This is a genomic window from Devosia sp. MC521 (assembly GCF_014127105.1).
Taxonomy (GTDB): Bacteria; Pseudomonadota; Alphaproteobacteria; order Rhizobiales; family Devosiaceae; genus Devosia.
The window spans coordinates 3023224-3038841 of the sequence record NZ_CP059902.1; the positions used below are offsets into that span (position 1 = coordinate 3023224).

A 15618-nucleotide genomic window follows, 5' to 3' on the forward strand; every position below is an offset into this window, starting at 1 on the left:
TCAAAGACGCTGTTGAGAGCAGAACCATGACCGACCTATCGCGCCGCCTCCGCGAACCTCTCCCCCTTGTGCTACTGGTCTTAGCTGTCGCTGGCTGGATTGCTTTCGTAGCCATGTGGATCAACGCAGGCCTTTCGGACCGCCAACAGCAGGAGACATTGGCCCTGCTCACAAGCGAGCGCGATCAGCTATCCGCCACCCTGGCGGAGCGTGACCGCACCCATGGGCAAATTGCGCAAGCCAATGCCAAGCTTTTGGATGTTGAACAACAGTTGGGCTCGGTGAGCACCGCGTTCACGGCAGCTTCAACCGAACTCGAGGCCCGCCAGAATGAGTTGGCACAGGCCGTCACACACCTCGAAGACACCAAATCTGCAACGCAGGGCCTGATCCAACAGGCTGACGCCGCCAAACAATTGCTCAATGAAGCCGCGTCGCGGCAAGCCTCTATCCAGGCAGAGACCGAGTCAGCATCACGTCAGCTCAGCGAAGTAGACACGCGCTTAACGGAGGCGCGTCGACAGGAGCAGACGGCAACAACCAATGTTGCGCAAATGGCCCAAGAGGTCGCAACGAACTCAGCAACTCTTGCGGACCTTCAGTCCGAACTACAGTCCTCGCGAACCGAGCTCCTTGAGGCTCAGGACCGCCTAGCACAAGCAAAGCTCGCGACGGAAACGGCGAACACGGCTGCACAAGAGGCTCAGGCTAAACTGGCAGATCTGACGCAGGCAAAGACCACTCTTGAAACACAGGTCGCGGCCTATTCAGAGCAGCTCACAACACTCCAACCGCAGGTCGAAGAGCTGACGCGGAACCTTACGCAACGCTCAACGGCGTTGCAGAGCGTCGAAACCAATATCGCTCAGGCCATAGCGCCGAGCCTAAATGGCACGACATACGAAACACCGAGCGGGCTCAAACTGACATTGCTCGATACCGGCAGCTTCACGCTCTCCGATAGTCTCAACCGCCAAGTTTCTGGAAGCTTTGTTATGGCAGAGGGAGAATTGACCTTAAGCGAGGCCAGTGGACGGCTGGGCGCAGCCCAGTTCCCGATGACCTGCCCTTACTCAGAAACCGAAGATGGCTTCACACTTGGCCAAGCTGAGGGCTGCGTCTTGTCTGATCTTACTTTTGCCAGATCAGAACCGCTCTAAGCAGAGAGCAATTGCGGGTCGAATTTGATCTCTAGGAACTGCCGATCGAAGGGCTTCATCATGTAGTCATTGGCTCCCGCCTTTAGGGCGAGGGCAATGGCCCCAATGTCGTGCTCGACTGTGCAATATATCACCCGAGGCTTTTCACCACCGACATAGGTGCGCAAAAGCTTGATGAATTCGAGGCCACTCATGATGGGCATGTGCCAGTCTACCAGCACGGCATCAGGCATGGTCTCGCGACATTTCTCGATTGCCTCCTGACCATCCTCGGCCTCGTCGACAATATAGTCGAGATCTTCCAGGATCCTGCGGGCAACCTTACGGACGACGCTAGAGTCATCAACGATTAGGCACGTGCGCATAAAAAAGCCCCAGAACGAATGTCGTTCCGGGGACTATGCAGTCTAACTGGTTGGCGAAAGGTTATTAAGCCTGCTCAGGCGCCGTATTTCCTGCAGTCTCAGCCGATTTCATCTTTGGCGTTGCAGTAAAATAGAACTGCTCATTTTCAAGACCAATTGTCAGTTCCATATCGGTCATGCGCGCGAGGAGGCCCGTATAGAAGGGCTGAATGCCACGCGCATCAACATAACCCTCTTCAGGAATGCCCATAACCAGACCCGCGGCTCCCGCAGGGACCAATGTGCGCTGACGCTTTTCGGTGTCGCTCTTAGAATAAAACTCAAACTTTTCTTCGCCGGTCCCACCAGAAATCTTGGCGGTCACCTGACCACCGCGCGGCACCGAACCTGCTGCGATCAGCAGCATGTTCATGAAGAGCTTTGCCTTGTGCTTTGGCAGCAGGATCAGTGGCACATTCCACTCAAGATCGGCCTTTTCGACCTCGAACAGAATGCGCGCAACGCGTTCGCATTCGCGTGTGTCGATATCGGTGCCCGAAGTGGACGACGCGCCATAAGCCAAACGAGCGAACTCAAGCTTTGCCCGGCTCTGCGTGGCCGCGTTGGCGATCAAATCGCGCGCGCCTTCCGCCATTTCACCCTGCGAAGGGTCTGCAAGCACTTCTAGGCCATTACCAATTGCGCCAATGGGATTGATGAGATCGTGGCAAACGCGCGAGCAAAGCATAGCCGCCAGATCAGTTGCATTGAGCTCAATGATATCGGCCATGCGCCTATGCTCCAAAGCTTTATGAGGAATCAGTTCAGGGGAAGAATAAAGGTCGTTTGTCGAACGCACTACCGTATTGAAAGCGTTTTGGACAATGTGACCCAATGTTCAGCGCCTTTTAAGGCTGCTGCATCTGGGGCTAAGAGGAATGCTTCCCGATTAGCCGCCGAATAGAATAAGAACAACCGCCCTTTAAAAACGGTGTAGATTTTGGGATCGGCATCAGAAACGAAGCCTCGTGCCATGCTCATGCCACCATGCCCCCCATATTGTGGGGAGTAGACTTCGGGATGGCCCATAAACACCTGCATATTTGCCTCGTTGGCAAACTGCCAGGGCACCCCCATCCAAGTGTACTCATACTGAGGCTGACCTTTTAATGGTGCAGGATCAGTAAAATAGGAGACAGGATCCATGCCCTCAATGGCAACGCCAGTGAGGGGATCGGTGAGAATATAGGTGACGAGTGATTGCGCCTGTGCAGGCGCAAAAACGGCCGAAACCAGCCAGAAGAATGGCAGGAAGGCGGCGATCATGGTTAAGTTTTGTTTAGAGGTTTGCTTCATCATGAGGACGATCGAGTGGCAGGCCGGCGCATCTCCAGTGTGGCGGCAAGACCTTAAAGTCTTCGTAAGACGCATGCCTCGAATAAGGGAGTTTTATGTATGTTCAAGCGCCTAACCCAGCTGGCAGCGTTTTTAGCCGCAGTGGCGCTGTCCCCCGCTCCCACTTATGCACAGGGTTCTCTCAGCGATACTTACTCTGGTCAGGAACTTGTCGAGAGCGGACAGCAATTCTTTGGCAGTGCCGCCCAGGGCCTCGCCTCGGTTGTTGAGAAGGCAGTGAGCCAGTTTGGCCTGCCAAATGGCTACGTTCTCGGCGAGGAAGCTGGCGGCGCACTGTTCCTCGGCGCTAAATATGGTGAGGGTGTCGTTCACACCCGCAATGCCGGTCAGTTCCAGATCTATTGGCAGGGTCCAAGCATCGGCTTCGACATTGGCGGCGATGGCTCCAAGGTCATGATGCTGGTCTATAACCTCAATAATGTTCAGGAAATTCTTGGACGTTATCCGGGCGTCGATGGCTCCGCCTATGTGTTTGGCGGCTTCGGCATGACTGTCACCAAGCGCGACAATGTTGTGATCGTTCCAATCCGCTCCGGTGTCGGTGCGCGCCTTGGAATTAACGTTGGCTATCTCAACTTCACAGCCCAACCCACCTGGAATCCCTTCTAGATAGGCCCCTCCCCTTTAATCAAGCCGAAGCGCGCTTTGGCTTGATCATGACGGCGGCTCAAATTCTCGCTAAGATTGGGGAACGCCAAAGGCTATAACGCCTTGTAGAATTGCTGTGTCCGGGTGCACCTCGAGCTCTCAGCGCAGCCGGAGAGTTGGCTTTATGTTGGTCGAGAATATTATGTACTTCGTTTTAGGCCTGCTGATTGCAGGGTTGATGGCCTTGGTCATCATGCCCGCAGTCTGGCGCCGCGCAGTACGCCTGACCAAGCGCCGAATTGAAGCTGCCACGCCAATCTCCATGGCCGAGTTTCGGGCTGATAAAGATCATTTGCGCGCCGACTTCGCCCTACAAACGCGCCGCCTTGAACTCACAATCGAAAGTCTGCGCCAGCGTCTTTCTGAACAATTGGGCGACGTTGCTCAAGCGCGTGTTGACGCAGTTCAGATCAGGACGGAACGCGAGCAACACGCCGCCTTTAGCGCTGAAGGCGAAAAGCGGGAGTCCCTGCTGCGGGCGCGCGTCGCCGAGCTGGAAAAAGAAGTCGCAAGCCTCAATTTTGATCTTAGACGCTTTAGCCGTGGCGAAACTGAGCCCCGTGAGCAAGCCACGCCCATTGAGCTGAGCGAAGCCGAGGCCAGCTTGAATCGCGCAGAAATGCGCCTGAACGCGATTTTGACCAAGCCCTCAAAGGCCGACGAAGTCGAAACAGGGCAAAGTCTGCTGGCGGACGAATTGTCTAGCCTTGAGGCGTCCGACGCATTGCGCAAGCAGGTCTTGGCACTCGAAACCAGCATTAACGAAACTTGGGCGAGCGATGATTTCGATGAAGCGGTGCTTCGCCGCGAATTGATGGATGTTGCCAGCGGCATCAGCCGCTTGGTCTATGCCGCCGAAGAAAAACCAGCTGCCACCATCATCGAAGAAAGCCTGTTTGATCGTATCAAACGCTTTGCCGACGATGGCGAAACCGAAGATCTCCTGCCCGCACCAGCTGTCACCCAGCGCGGAACAGTGACAGATCGGCTGGCCGCACTGCGCGAGCTGCGCGGCAACTAAACCTTAGAGCTTTGCGATCTCGATCGTGCGCAGCAGTGTGCCAGTGCTCGAATCGTAAACATTGAGCAGCGTGCTTTCGCCTGCGCGATAGGTCACCTGAACTGTGCCGTCGATATTAAGTGAAGAGAGAACTTCGCTGCCGACAGGCACGCTGACAGTGGCGACGGTGGCAGGCGGCGGTGCGTCGCGCATCACGCGATAGACAATTGCAAAGCCAATCGCCATAAAGCCCAACAACATTATGCTGATCGACCATGCGAACGATCGGCGTGCTTTGCCAAACGCAGCCTTGGCTTCTGGCGACAATTCCATGTCGGCATTATCGGGCTGGTTCTGATCAGGATTACTCATGGCTGACGATACCGATTTCGAGGTTGAGGGCGAGCCCGTAGAAATTTCTATAGACGAAACACTTGCCGGTGGTCGCCTCGACGCTGTTCTGGCCAAGGAACATGACGTCCTTAGCCGTAGCCGCATCAAAGAACTCATTCTCGGCGGCGCTGTTTCTATCGACGGCAAGCCCGTAAGCCAACCCAATTATCGGCTAAAGGCCGGTGAAACTATTGTGCTTCAGGCCCCGCCTCCGGAAGATCCAGAGCCACAGGGCGAAAATATCCCGCTCGAAATCCTGTATGAGGACAATCACCTCATCGTCATTAACAAGCCAGTTGGCATGGTTGTGCACCCAGCGCCCGGCTCGCCGAACGGAACGCTTGTCAACGCGCTGATCTACCATTGCGGAGACAGTCTCAAAGGCATTGGCGGCGTCAAACGGCCCGGCATTGTCCACCGTCTGGACAAAGACACGTCCGGCGTCATGGTCGCCGCAAAAACCGAGAAGGCGCACAAGCACCTTTCCGCTCAGTTTGCGGACCATGGGCGCACCGGTCCCCTGCACCGTGCCTATATCGCCTTCGCTTGGGGCACCACCCAATCAGGTCTGGGCACCGTCGATGCTCCATTGGGCCGCGATCCGGGCAATCGACTGAAACAGGCGGTGTTGAAGAGCGGGCGCGAAGCGATCACCCATTACGCTGTGGAAGCGCGCTATGGCGGCGAGGGCTGGGATGTGACACGCATTCAGTGTCAGCTTGAAACGGGCCGCACCCATCAGATCCGTGTGCACATGACCCACATCGGCCATCCCCTCGTGGCCGATCAGCTTTACGCGCCCGGCTACGCGACCAAAGTCAATCGTTTGCCCGAAGAGTTGGCAGATATCGTCCGCACTTTAGGTCGACAGGCGCTTCACGCGGCCGAGTTGGGCTTTGAACATCCCGCCACTGGCGAGGAAATGATGTTCGATGCCGAACTCCCTGATGATTTGGCTGAACTGGAAGAAGCGCTGCAAGTCTATGACAAGGCGCTAGCGCGATAGTCACCAGACTGTGTCGGAACAATATCCAAACACTAGGAGTTCTGCCTAGTCGGCAAAGTTCGGTTCGCATTGAGAGGATTGTGCGCGGCATCGCGTTCAGTCCTCTTAAATTTGCCAAACTGTGTCCTATATTGAGGCTACATCCACTTCTGTGCCGACATGGATGGGAGTGGTATTTCTGCCCGCGATAAGTGGGGGATGCTGAAAGGGGTGCGTATAAATGGCCCAGACCAATTTGCCTGTGCTCTCGTCTGAGGGAGGCTTGAGCCGTTATCTTCAAGAAATTCGGAAGTTCCCAATGTTGGAACCCGATGAAGAATACATGCTCGCCAAACGCTATAAAGAACACACAGATCCTGCCGCGGCGCAAAAGCTGATCACCAGCCATTTGCGCCTCGTCGCCAAAATTGCCATGGGTTACCGCGGCTACGGCTTGCCAATTTCGGAAGTAATTTCAGAGGGCAATGTCGGTCTTATGCATGCGGTTAAGCGTTTTGAGCCCGAAAAAGGGTTCCGCTTGGCCACCTATGCCATGTGGTGGATCAGAGCTGCGATCCAAGAATATGTCCTGCGCTCTTGGAGCTTGGTCAAAATCGGTACGACCGCTGCGCAAAAGCGCTTGTTCTTCAACCTTCGCAAGGTGAAGGGGCAAATTGCGGCGCTCGAGGATGGCGCGCTCCACCCTGATCAGATCAAGCAAATCGCGACAACGCTCAAGGTCACCGAAGCCGATGTGGTCCAGATGAACGCTCGCCTTTCCGGTGACGCGTCGCTGAACTCGCCCATGCGCGCTGACGAAGGTTCTTCAGAGTGGCAGGACTGGCTTGTCGATGACACGCCAGATCAGGAAACCACGCTTGGCGAGACCGAGGAATACACCGAACGCATGGGCTATTTGAACCAGGCGATGGAAGTCCTTAACGATCGCGAACGTGCCATCTTCCAGGCCCGCCGCCTCAAGGAAAGTCCCTCAACGCTTGAGGAATTGGCCCAGCAATATGACGTGAGCCGCGAGCGTATTCGCCAGATCGAAGTGCGTGCATTTGAAAAAGTGCAAGAAGCAGTTCAACAGGCTGCTCGAACTCAATAATAAGCAGTGCCCCTTGCTTTGGGGCACTGATCAACAAGGGTGCACGATCCGAAATACCGGCGAGTTGCGATTTTCATTAACGCTCTCGCTACAAAAAGACTGGACATCTCGTCCAGAACGGAACAGGCATCACCCTTGTAACACCCCACGCGGGGACTTACATTTGCCCAATACCCGGCGCTCTCCGCGTCGGCCTCTCCGGGACAGGATTAATGAACGGAAATTTCCGCAACTTTGCCATCTGGCTGGTCGTACTCTTCATGTTGATGGGCCTATTTCAGGTCTTTCAATCGACATCGCGGACCTCGAACGTCGGCGAAAAGAGCTACAGCCAGTTCGTCTCGGATGTTGATGCGGGCCGTGTCACAAATGTGACCATCACAAATAACGTCGTTTCCGGCGTTTTGAATGATGGCACGCGCTTTGAGACGATCATTCCTCAGGGCGCAGACCTCGTGACGCGCCTCGAAGAACGCAATGTCGGCATCACTGCTCGCGCCCCTGAATCGAGCCCATTCTGGTCCATCCTCCTGTCCAGCTGGCTGCCGTTCATCGTCATCATTGGCGTGTGGTTCTTCTTTATTCGCCAGATGCAGGGCGGCGGTCGTGGCGGCGCGATGGGCTTTGGTAAGTCGCGCGCCAAGCTCTTGACCGAAACCCAGGGCAAGATCACCTTCGAAGACGTCGCTGGCGTTGATGAAGCCAAGCAGGACCTCGAAGAAATCGTCGAATTCCTGCGCGATCCAGGCAAGTTCCAGCGTCTGGGCGGTCGTATACCGCGCGGCGTACTGCTTGTCGGCCCTCCAGGTACTGGTAAGACTCTGCTCGCCCGTTCGGTGGCAGGTGAAGCCAATGTGCCGTTCTTCACCATTTCCGGCTCTGACTTCGTTGAAATGTTCGTCGGCGTGGGCGCATCGCGCGTTCGCGACATGTTCGAACAGGCCAAGAAGAATGCGCCGTGCATTATCTTCATCGACGAAATCGACGCCGTCGGTCGCCAGCGTGGCGCTGGTCTTGGCGGCGGTAACGATGAACGCGAACAGACCCTCAACCAGCTCCTCGTCGAGATGGATGGCTTTGAAGCCAATGAAGGCATCATCCTGATCGCAGCGACCAACCGTCCGGACGTTCTCGATCCTGCGCTTCTGCGTCCAGGCCGCTTTGACCGCCAGGTCGTAGTGCCAAATCCAGACGTTTCGGGCCGTGAAAAGGTCCTCAAGGTTCACGTCCGTAAGGTGCCACTGGCTCCTGACGTTGACCTCAAGGTACTCGCGCGCGGTACTCCGGGGTTCTCGGGTGCGGATCTGATGAACCTCGTCAACGAAGCTGCCCTTATGGCCGCTCGTAAGAACAAGCGCTTCGTCACCCATCAGGAATTCGAAGACGCCAAGGACAAGATCATGATGGGCGCAGAGCGCCGCACCATGGCCATGACCGACGACGAAAAGAAGCTGACCGCCTATCACGAAGCTGGCCACGCCATCATCGCTCTCAAGGTTGCTGGTATCGATCCGATCCATAAGGCGACCATCATCCCACGCGGTCGCGCGCTGGGCATGGTGATGACCCTTCCAGAAAACGACACCTATTCCTTCAGCCGTGAAAAGGCGCTTGCGCGTCTGACCATGCTGTTCGGTGGCCGTGAAGCGGAAATCATCAAGTTTGGTCCTGAAAAGGTCACATCGGGCGCATCTGGCGATATTCAGATGGCAACAAGCCTAGCGCGTTCCATGGTTATGGAATGGGGCATGAGCGAACGCCTCGGCCGTGTGCGCTACAAGTCCAATGATCAGGAAGTCTTCCTCGGTCACTCGGTCACCCAGTCGACCAATATGTCGGATGAAACCGCCAAGTTGATCGATCAGGAAGTACGCAAGCTCATCGAAGACGGCGAAGCGTCTGCTCGTGACATTCTCACGACCTATCACGACCAGTGGGAAGCGATTGCACAGGCCCTTCTCGAATTCGAAACCCTCACCGGCGACGAACTCCGTGCCCTGATGGATGGCAAGCAGCCCGTGCGCCCAGATGATGGCCCATCGGCTCCAAAGGCTTCCGGCGTTCCCGCAGCTGGCAAGGGTGCAAAAAAGCACAATGACGGCGGCGAAGAACCAGGCATGGAACCGCAGCCTGAAAGCTAACGCTTAATCTCTACGCCTTAAAAGGGTCACCTAAGGGTGGCCCTTTCTCTTTGTGGCCGTCTCGGCTATTCCACTCCAAGTGGTATTCTAAAAACAACACCAGTGAATCGGGAGCGAAACATGGCGCGCAAATATTTTGGTACCGACGGCATCCGCGGTTTAGCCAATGGCGACAAGCTCACTCCTGAACTCGCGCTCAAAGTCGGCATGGCCGCGGGCACCAAGTTCGTGCGCGGCGATCACCGCAATCGCGTCGTTATCGGCAAAGACACGCGCCGCTCCGGCTATATGATCGAACAGGCTCTGACCGCGGGCTTTACGGCTGTCGGCATGGACGTCTATTTGCTGGGCCCAATGCCCACACCTGCTGTTGCCATGCTGACCCGATCCCTGCGCGCCGACTTGGGCGTGATGATCTCGGCCTCACACAACCCCTATGACGACAACGGCATCAAGCTTTTCCGCCCCGACGGCTACAAGCTCTCCGACGAGCTTGAAAAAGAAATCGAAGCATTGATCGACAGCGACATGTCCCGTCACCTCGCCAAGGGGCGTGACATCGGCCGCGCGCATCGTGACGAAGAAGCGCGCACGCGCTACATCGAATACGCAAAGCGTACCCTGCCCCGCAGCATGGATCTGTCAGGTCTGCGGATCGTCGTCGACTGCGCCAATGGCGCTGCCTACAAGGTCGCCCCGGTCGCCCTTTGGGAGCTGGGTGCAGAAGTTTTCACCATCGGTGCCGAACCCGATGGTTTTAACATCAATCACAAGGTGGGCTCGACCGCGCCAGACGCTGTTGCCGCCAAGGTCAAAGAAGTCCGCGCTGACATCGGCATCGCTCTCGATGGCGACGCCGATCGCGTGATCATCATTGACGAGAAGGGCCGCGTCGTCGATGGCGATCAGTTCATGGCCGTCATCGCTGAAAGCTGGGCAAAGCGCGATATGCTTGTCGGCGGCGGCATTGTGGCCACCATCATGTCCAACCTTGGCCTAGAACGCCACCTAGCCAAGCTCGGCCTCAAGCTTGAACGCACTCAGGTGGGCGATCGGTACGTTCTCGAGACCATGCGCTCCAAGGGCTACAACGTCGGTGGCGAACAGTCCGGGCATATCATCCTGTCCGATTTCACCACGACGGGTGATGGCCTCGTTGCCGCGCTCCAGCTGTTGGCGGTCCTCAAGGAAGAAGGTGGCAGCATTTCCTCGATCTGCGCACGCTTTGAAAAAGTCCCGCAGCTCTTGCGCAGCGTCAAATTCAAGTCCGGCAAGCCGCTCGAAAACAAGCAGGTAATTCAGGCCATTGCAGATGGTCAGGCGACGTTGGGTGAAGGTGGCCGAGTGATCGTTCGCGCCTCCGGCACAGAACCGGTCATTCGCGTTATGGGCGAAGCAGATGACGCCTCACTCGTCGAAACCGTCGTCAGCCAAATTGAGACAGCAATCAAACAAGTCGCCTAAAGCATTTAAGAGTGGCTTAGAAAGTATTTGTATTTTTGTTGAGCCCCAGCACTTTATAATTTTGCATAGTTAAGCGGTTAGGTTAAGAGCGCTTTAATGAGTTCTGCGCATATTGCAGGAGACAACTGGTCTCGTGGCAACCGAGGAACTTATGATGCGTACCCTAACCGCTGCGCTGCTCTCAGCAGCTGCCTTTGGCATGGCGGCACCAGCCAATGCCGCCGACATTTTTATTCCGCCCCCAAGCGCGGGCATCGACATCCCGGATGTTGACTACGGCTATGCTGGCTCGATGTATTTGCGCGGCAGCTTAGCCGGCAATTTCCTTTGGGCGCGCAATGCCGATCACTACACCCTGCCTAACAGTCGCTATGAAACGAACAAAACCGGGTTTGGTTTCTCGGCAGGCGCCGGTGTGGGTTACGAAACCGGCACAGGCCTGCGCATGGACGTCACGGCCGATTACCTGCATAACGACGGCTTGGGCATCACTGTCCCAGCGGGTCATGCAACCCTTGCCGCGGGCGACCACAAGCTGAAGCTGCGTTCGACGCTTCTGCTTGCCAACGCCTATTACGACTTTGGCTTCGGCGATGGCTTTGGCGCGGCTGGCGGCACGTTCGGTTATGTTGGTGCCGGTGCCGGTGTGGCGATCAACCGCCTGATCACCGAAGGTCCAGGTCTCCCCGACGCCTGGGGTGGCAACACCAGCTTTGCCGCAGCAGGCATGGTCGGCCTTGGCTATGACTTCGGCCAGGTGGTCGCAGACGTTGGTTACCGCGCGGTCTACATCAACCGCATTGAAAACACAGCGACGACCAATCCCTATCGCATAGACGACAGCTGGACCCATGAGGTTCGCGGAACTGTTCGTTATCGTTTCAACTAAAAAATAATCCGATCGCGGCTGCCACACCGCATCGGAAATAAAAAAGACCGGCGCCTCGCAGCACCGGTCCTTTCATATGAGCAGCTGTAACGCTTAGGCGCCTGTTACGCGCCAGATCACGTCACCAACGTCATCCGCCATCAGCACCGCGCCATCAGCAGCCAATGCCACGCCCACCGGACGGCCATACGAGTACTTCTCATCAGCCGACAGGAAATCGGTGAGAATATCGCGCGGCATGCCGACAGGCTTACCGTTTTCAAAAGCAACAAAAGTCAGCTTATAGCCAGACAACTTGGATCGGTTCCACGAACCATGCTGGCCGATAGCCATACCCTGCGTATACCCAGGCAAGGTGCCTTCCGGCAACCAGCACAGACCCAGCGACGCCGTATGCCCACCGAGGGCATAATCAGGCTGCAGTGCACGCGCCACGAGATCTGCATTCTGCGGCACGCGCTCATCGACCACGCGATCCCAATAGCAATAGGGCCAGCCGTAAAAGCCGCCATCAACCACCGAGGTCAGATAGTCCGGTGGCGTTTCATCGCCCAGACCGTCACGTTCGTTGACCACAGTCCAAAGCTGATTGGTCTGCGGCTCCCAAGCCATGCCAACTGGATTGCGCAGACCGGCACCAAAAATACGGGATTGACCTGTGACAAGATCCAGCTCGTGGATCGCCGCGCGGTCTTCTTCAACTTCCATGCCGGCGTCGGCAATATTGCTGAGCGAACCGACAGCGACATAGAGCTTCTTGCCATCAGCGCTGGCGATGAGATTGCGGGTCCAGTGACCGCCCGCCTTCATCGTCATCAAAACCTTGCCAGCACCAGTTATCTTGGTCTGTCCAAGCTCATAGGGGAAGGCCAAAACCTTGTCACTGGCACCAACGTACAGCGTGCCATCGAGATAAACCAAGCCATAGGGCTGGCGGACATTGTCAACGAGCACATGGCGCTCTTCAGCAACGCCGTCGCCATCAGCATCACGCAACAGCGTCACACGGTTGGCGCTTGAACCAGAGGCCTTAGCGCGCTCCATGGTTACATGCATTGCCCAGTCAAAAATGTTGGACGGCTTACCAGCCTCACCCATGGATTCTGCGACCAGAACGTCGCCATTGGGCAGCACCAGCATGTTGCGCGGGTGATCAAGACCAGTTGCAAACGCATTGACCTTCAGCCCAGCAGCTGCAGTCGGCTTATGGTCCCCAATCCAGCCTTTGCCGGTCGGCATTTTGAGCGTCGGCACAGTGCCCTGCGCCTTTGCGGTTGGGATAGCGGGATTGAGGCCGAACGAACGTGTGGTCAGATTGTCGTTACGGTGACGCAGCGAAATCGCGGTTGCGCCGATAACGGCAACGACTTGGGCAAAGGCTTGCTTGATCATGGAGCACCTCTATTGGGGCAGTGACCATTCTTTTGTCACCCACCCGCCGGGCAGGCAAGCGCTAGCACGCCAAGAGGTGTGGTTTTGTCGATTAACTGTCATCCAAGCTCCCGCCCACCGCACGGAACCAGCGACCAGCGTTCCACATTGACCCCAACACGACACAGCTGACTGGTGGGGCACTTAATGGACGCTGCGGAAACAACATCAGGGGCAGCACTGGGCCGTCATGCCAACGCGCCTTGGCACATTCCATTGTCGGGCTGGAAAGAGATTATTTTCCGTGTCGTCAGCGACTTTCTCGAGAACCGCATCTTGCTCACCGCAGCAGGCGTAACCTTCTTCGTGCTGCTTTCGCTCGTTCCCACACTCTCGGCCGTGGTCACGCTTTATGGCCTGTTTAACGACAGCAACAGCGTTCTCAATCACATCCAGTTGCTGTCCGGCTTCATGCCTCCAAGCGCGCTGGACCTTTTGAACGATCAACTCACACGCCTCATTTCCGCATCAAATGACAGCCTAGGTTGGACGTTTTTACTCTCGCTCGTCATCGCCCTGTGGAGCGCCAGCGCGGGGGTAAAAGCCCTCTTTGAAGCGATGAACGTGGCCTACAAAGAGAAAGAACGGCGCTCCTTCATAGCGGTCAACGCGCTGGGGCTGTTTTTCACCTTCGCTGGCGCAATCGTCACCGTCGTCGTGCTCACCGTTGTTCTCGTCATGCCTGCGGTGCTGCAATTTTCTCCAGCATTCGGTCTCGATTGGGCCGTACGGCTCGGCAGTTATGCTGTCATGCTCGCCACGCTCGCCTTTATGGTGTCAGCCTTCTATCGCTGGGGCCCAAGTCGCCGTCAGGCGAAGTGGCGCTGGATCATGCCGGGCGTGCTCATATCGCTGATCCTTCTCGCCGCGACCTCGGTTGGGTTTTCTTGGTACGTTACCAATTTCCCGCAGCACAACGCAGCTTCCGGCTCACTGGGCGCCGTCATCGGCCTCATGACGTGGATTTGGCTCTCGAGCACCATCGTCATTGTCGGCGCAGTCTTGAACGCATCCATTGAGTTACAAACCGGCCGAGACTCGACCCTGGGCCCCGCGCGCCCTCTGGGTTCACGTGGGGCTTATGTTGCCGACACCATTGCGGGCTCCCCAGCACCCAACATCGTGCAATTGGACGGTAGTCCAAGCGCTTAAGCCAGAACTGCTCAGTCCAGCCACATTCGCTAGGAAATCGACGCGCCTCTAAAATTCTGTTTGACGACTCTGCCATGCAAGGCGTATTGGCGGCCTCAGGACATCTCGCCCTAACGCGAGACCATAGGCCTGGGAGGGCCGCTAGAAGATGGCTAATTCGCCCCTGACTGCACCGGCAGTAAAACCGGCAAACCCAAATTTTTCGTCGGGCCCGTGCTCGAAGCGTCCAGGTTGGACCATCGCTGCCCTTGAAGGCGCGCTGACCGGTCGTTCGCACCGCGCAAAGATCGCTAAGGCTCGCATCCAGCAATCCATCGACCTGACCCGTGAACTGCTTCAGGTTCCGGCTGACTACCGTATCGGTATTGTTCCTGCGTCCGACACCGGCGCGGTCGAAATGTTCCTCTGGAGCGCTCTGGGCGCTCGCGGCGTTGACATGCTCGCTTGGGAATCCTTCGGCGCTGGTTGGGTCACCGACGTGACCAAGCAGCTCAAGCTTGAAGACGTCCGCACGCTCGAAGCTCCATATGGTGAACTGCCAGACCTCACCCAGGTCGACTTCACCCGTGACGTTGTCTTCACCTGGAACGGCACCACGGCGGGCGTTCGCGTACCAAACGCAGACTGGATCCCAGCGGACCGCGAAGGCCTGACCATTTGCGACGCCACATCTGCCGCATTTGCCCAGAACCTCGATTTCGCCAAACTCGACGTTGTCACCTTCTCCTGGCAGAAGGCCCTCGGCGGTGAAGCAGCCCACGGCATTCTGATCCTGTCGCCACGCGCTGTCGAACGCCTCGAATCCTACAAGCCAAACCGTCCTCTGCCGAAGATTTTCCGCATGACCAAGGGCGGCAAGCTGATCGAAGGTATCTTCAAGGCCGAAACCATCAACACCGTCTCCATGCTTTGCATCGAAGACGCGATTGATGCGATGCAGTGGGGCCTTGAGATCGGTGGTCTTCCGGCCATGCAGGCCCGCGCCAATGCGAACTACAAGGTTCTGGCCGATTGGGTTGCCAAGACCGATTGGGTCGACTTCCTCGCCAAGAACGAAGACCAGCGCTCGAACACTTCAGTGTGCCTCTCGATCGTTGATCCAGAAATCGCAGCGCTCGACGCCGACGCTCAGGCAGCCTTTGCAAAGGCCATCGTTGCCCGCCTCGATAAGCTCAATGTCGCTTACGACTTCGGTTCCTATAAGGACGCTCCGGCTGGCCTGCGCATCTGGGCAGGTTCGACCATTGAAGCTTCCGATCTTGAAGCTCTGACTCCATGGCTCGATTGGGCCTTCGCTGAAGAAAAGGCCGCCCTCAAGGCCGCCGCTTAAGTTCTCGCTTCCCCCTCCCTTTCCTCCCCCGCCCGCGGGGGAGGGGCTGATCGAGTTGGCACCAACACATTTGCCAAACTCGGAGCCATCCCTCCCCCGCTCTCGGGGGAGGTTAGGTGGGGGTGGTTCACCGCAAGCACACCAAATTCAGGGA

Annotated in this window: 15 protein-coding genes; 10 read left to right on the top strand and 5 right to left on the bottom strand. The window is 56.8% G+C overall.

What is annotated here, in order from left to right; genetic code table 11:
- Window positions 1-26: 26 nt before the first annotated feature.
- Window positions 27-1160: a hypothetical protein gene (locus H4N61_RS14550; protein ID WP_182394348.1), complete on the top strand. Its 1134-nt coding sequence runs from the start codon at window positions 27-29 to the stop codon at window positions 1158-1160.
- On the opposite strand, the gene H4N61_RS14555 is transcribed toward H4N61_RS14550, so the two are convergent.
- From H4N61_RS14555 to H4N61_RS14565, 3 genes are all read right to left on the bottom strand, one after another.
- Window positions 1157-1525, bottom strand: a complete 369-nt coding sequence (locus tag H4N61_RS14555) for a response regulator (RefSeq protein ID WP_182394349.1) — start codon at window positions 1523-1525, stop codon at window positions 1157-1159. The two genes, H4N61_RS14550 and H4N61_RS14555, sit on opposite strands and share 4 nt — an antisense overlap.
- A 64-nt stretch (window positions 1526-1589) precedes the next feature.
- On the bottom strand, window positions 1590-2294 hold the full coding sequence (locus tag H4N61_RS14560) for a histidine phosphotransferase family protein (protein ID WP_169195354.1): 705 nt from the start codon (window positions 2292-2294) through the stop codon (window positions 1590-1592).
- 68 nt (window positions 2295-2362) lie between these two features.
- Window positions 2363-2863, bottom strand: a complete 501-nt coding sequence (locus H4N61_RS14565) for a YHS domain-containing (seleno)protein (RefSeq protein WP_169195353.1) — start codon at window positions 2861-2863, stop codon at window positions 2363-2365.
- 96 nt (window positions 2864-2959) lie between these two features.
- On the opposite strand from H4N61_RS14565, the gene H4N61_RS14570 reads away from it, so the two are divergent.
- A complete protein-coding gene (locus H4N61_RS14570) occupies window positions 2960-3529 on the top strand; it encodes a DUF1134 domain-containing protein (protein ID WP_169195352.1) in 570 nt (189 codons plus the stop codon).
- Between the two features lie 163 nt (window positions 3530-3692).
- Window positions 3693-4589 (top strand): hypothetical protein, encoded by an 897-nt coding sequence (locus H4N61_RS14575; protein WP_182394350.1) that lies wholly within the window; start codon window positions 3693-3695, stop codon window positions 4587-4589.
- A 3-nt stretch (window positions 4590-4592) separates the two neighbouring features.
- Here H4N61_RS14575 and H4N61_RS14580 read toward each other — a convergent pair whose 3' ends face one another.
- On the bottom strand, window positions 4593-4940 hold the full coding sequence (locus H4N61_RS14580; protein ID WP_169195350.1) for a hypothetical protein: 348 nt from the start codon (window positions 4938-4940) through the stop codon (window positions 4593-4595).
- On the opposite strand from H4N61_RS14580, the gene H4N61_RS14585 reads away from it, so the two are divergent.
- From H4N61_RS14585 to H4N61_RS14605, 5 genes are all read left to right on the top strand, one after another.
- On the top strand, window positions 4939-5967 hold the full coding sequence (locus H4N61_RS14585) for an RluA family pseudouridine synthase (protein ID WP_182394351.1): 1029 nt from the start codon (window positions 4939-4941) through the stop codon (window positions 5965-5967). The two genes, H4N61_RS14580 and H4N61_RS14585, sit on opposite strands and share 2 nt — an antisense overlap.
- Before the next feature lie 220 nt (window positions 5968-6187).
- Entirely contained in the window at window positions 6188-7057 is an 870-nt protein-coding gene (gene rpoH / locus H4N61_RS14590) for an RNA polymerase sigma factor RpoH (protein ID WP_169195348.1), read from the top strand.
- Window positions 7058-7269: 212 nt separating this feature from the next.
- The gene (gene ftsH / locus H4N61_RS14595) at window positions 7270-9198 is read left to right on the top strand and encodes an ATP-dependent zinc metalloprotease FtsH (RefSeq protein WP_169195347.1); all 1929 of its coding nucleotides are present in this window, start codon (window positions 7270-7272) and stop codon (window positions 9196-9198) included.
- A 120-nt stretch (window positions 9199-9318) separates the two neighbouring features.
- Window positions 9319-10662, top strand: coding sequence for a phosphoglucosamine mutase (gene glmM, locus H4N61_RS14600; RefSeq protein WP_169195346.1), 1344 nt, complete (start codon window positions 9319-9321; stop codon window positions 10660-10662).
- Window positions 10663-10813: 151 nt separating this feature from the next.
- Window positions 10814-11551 carry an outer membrane beta-barrel protein gene (locus H4N61_RS14605; protein ID WP_182394352.1) on the top strand — a complete coding sequence of 246 codons (738 nt, stop codon included), beginning with the start codon at window positions 10814-10816 and terminating at the stop codon, window positions 11549-11551.
- Between the two features lie 93 nt (window positions 11552-11644).
- Here H4N61_RS14605 and H4N61_RS14610 read toward each other — a convergent pair whose 3' ends face one another.
- Window positions 11645-12943, bottom strand: coding sequence for a sorbosone dehydrogenase family protein (locus H4N61_RS14610; protein WP_182394353.1), 1299 nt, complete (start codon window positions 12941-12943; stop codon window positions 11645-11647).
- Window positions 12944-13129: 186 nt separating this feature from the next.
- Between H4N61_RS14610 and H4N61_RS14615 the strand changes: the two genes are divergently transcribed.
- Window positions 13130-14134, top strand: a complete 1005-nt coding sequence (locus H4N61_RS14615) for a YihY/virulence factor BrkB family protein (RefSeq protein ID WP_169195343.1) — start codon at window positions 13130-13132, stop codon at window positions 14132-14134.
- A gap of 148 nt (window positions 14135-14282) precedes the next feature.
- Entirely contained in the window at window positions 14283-15464 is a 1182-nt protein-coding gene (locus H4N61_RS14620; RefSeq protein ID WP_169195342.1) for a phosphoserine transaminase, read from the top strand.
- Window positions 15465-15618 lie beyond the last annotated feature (154 nt).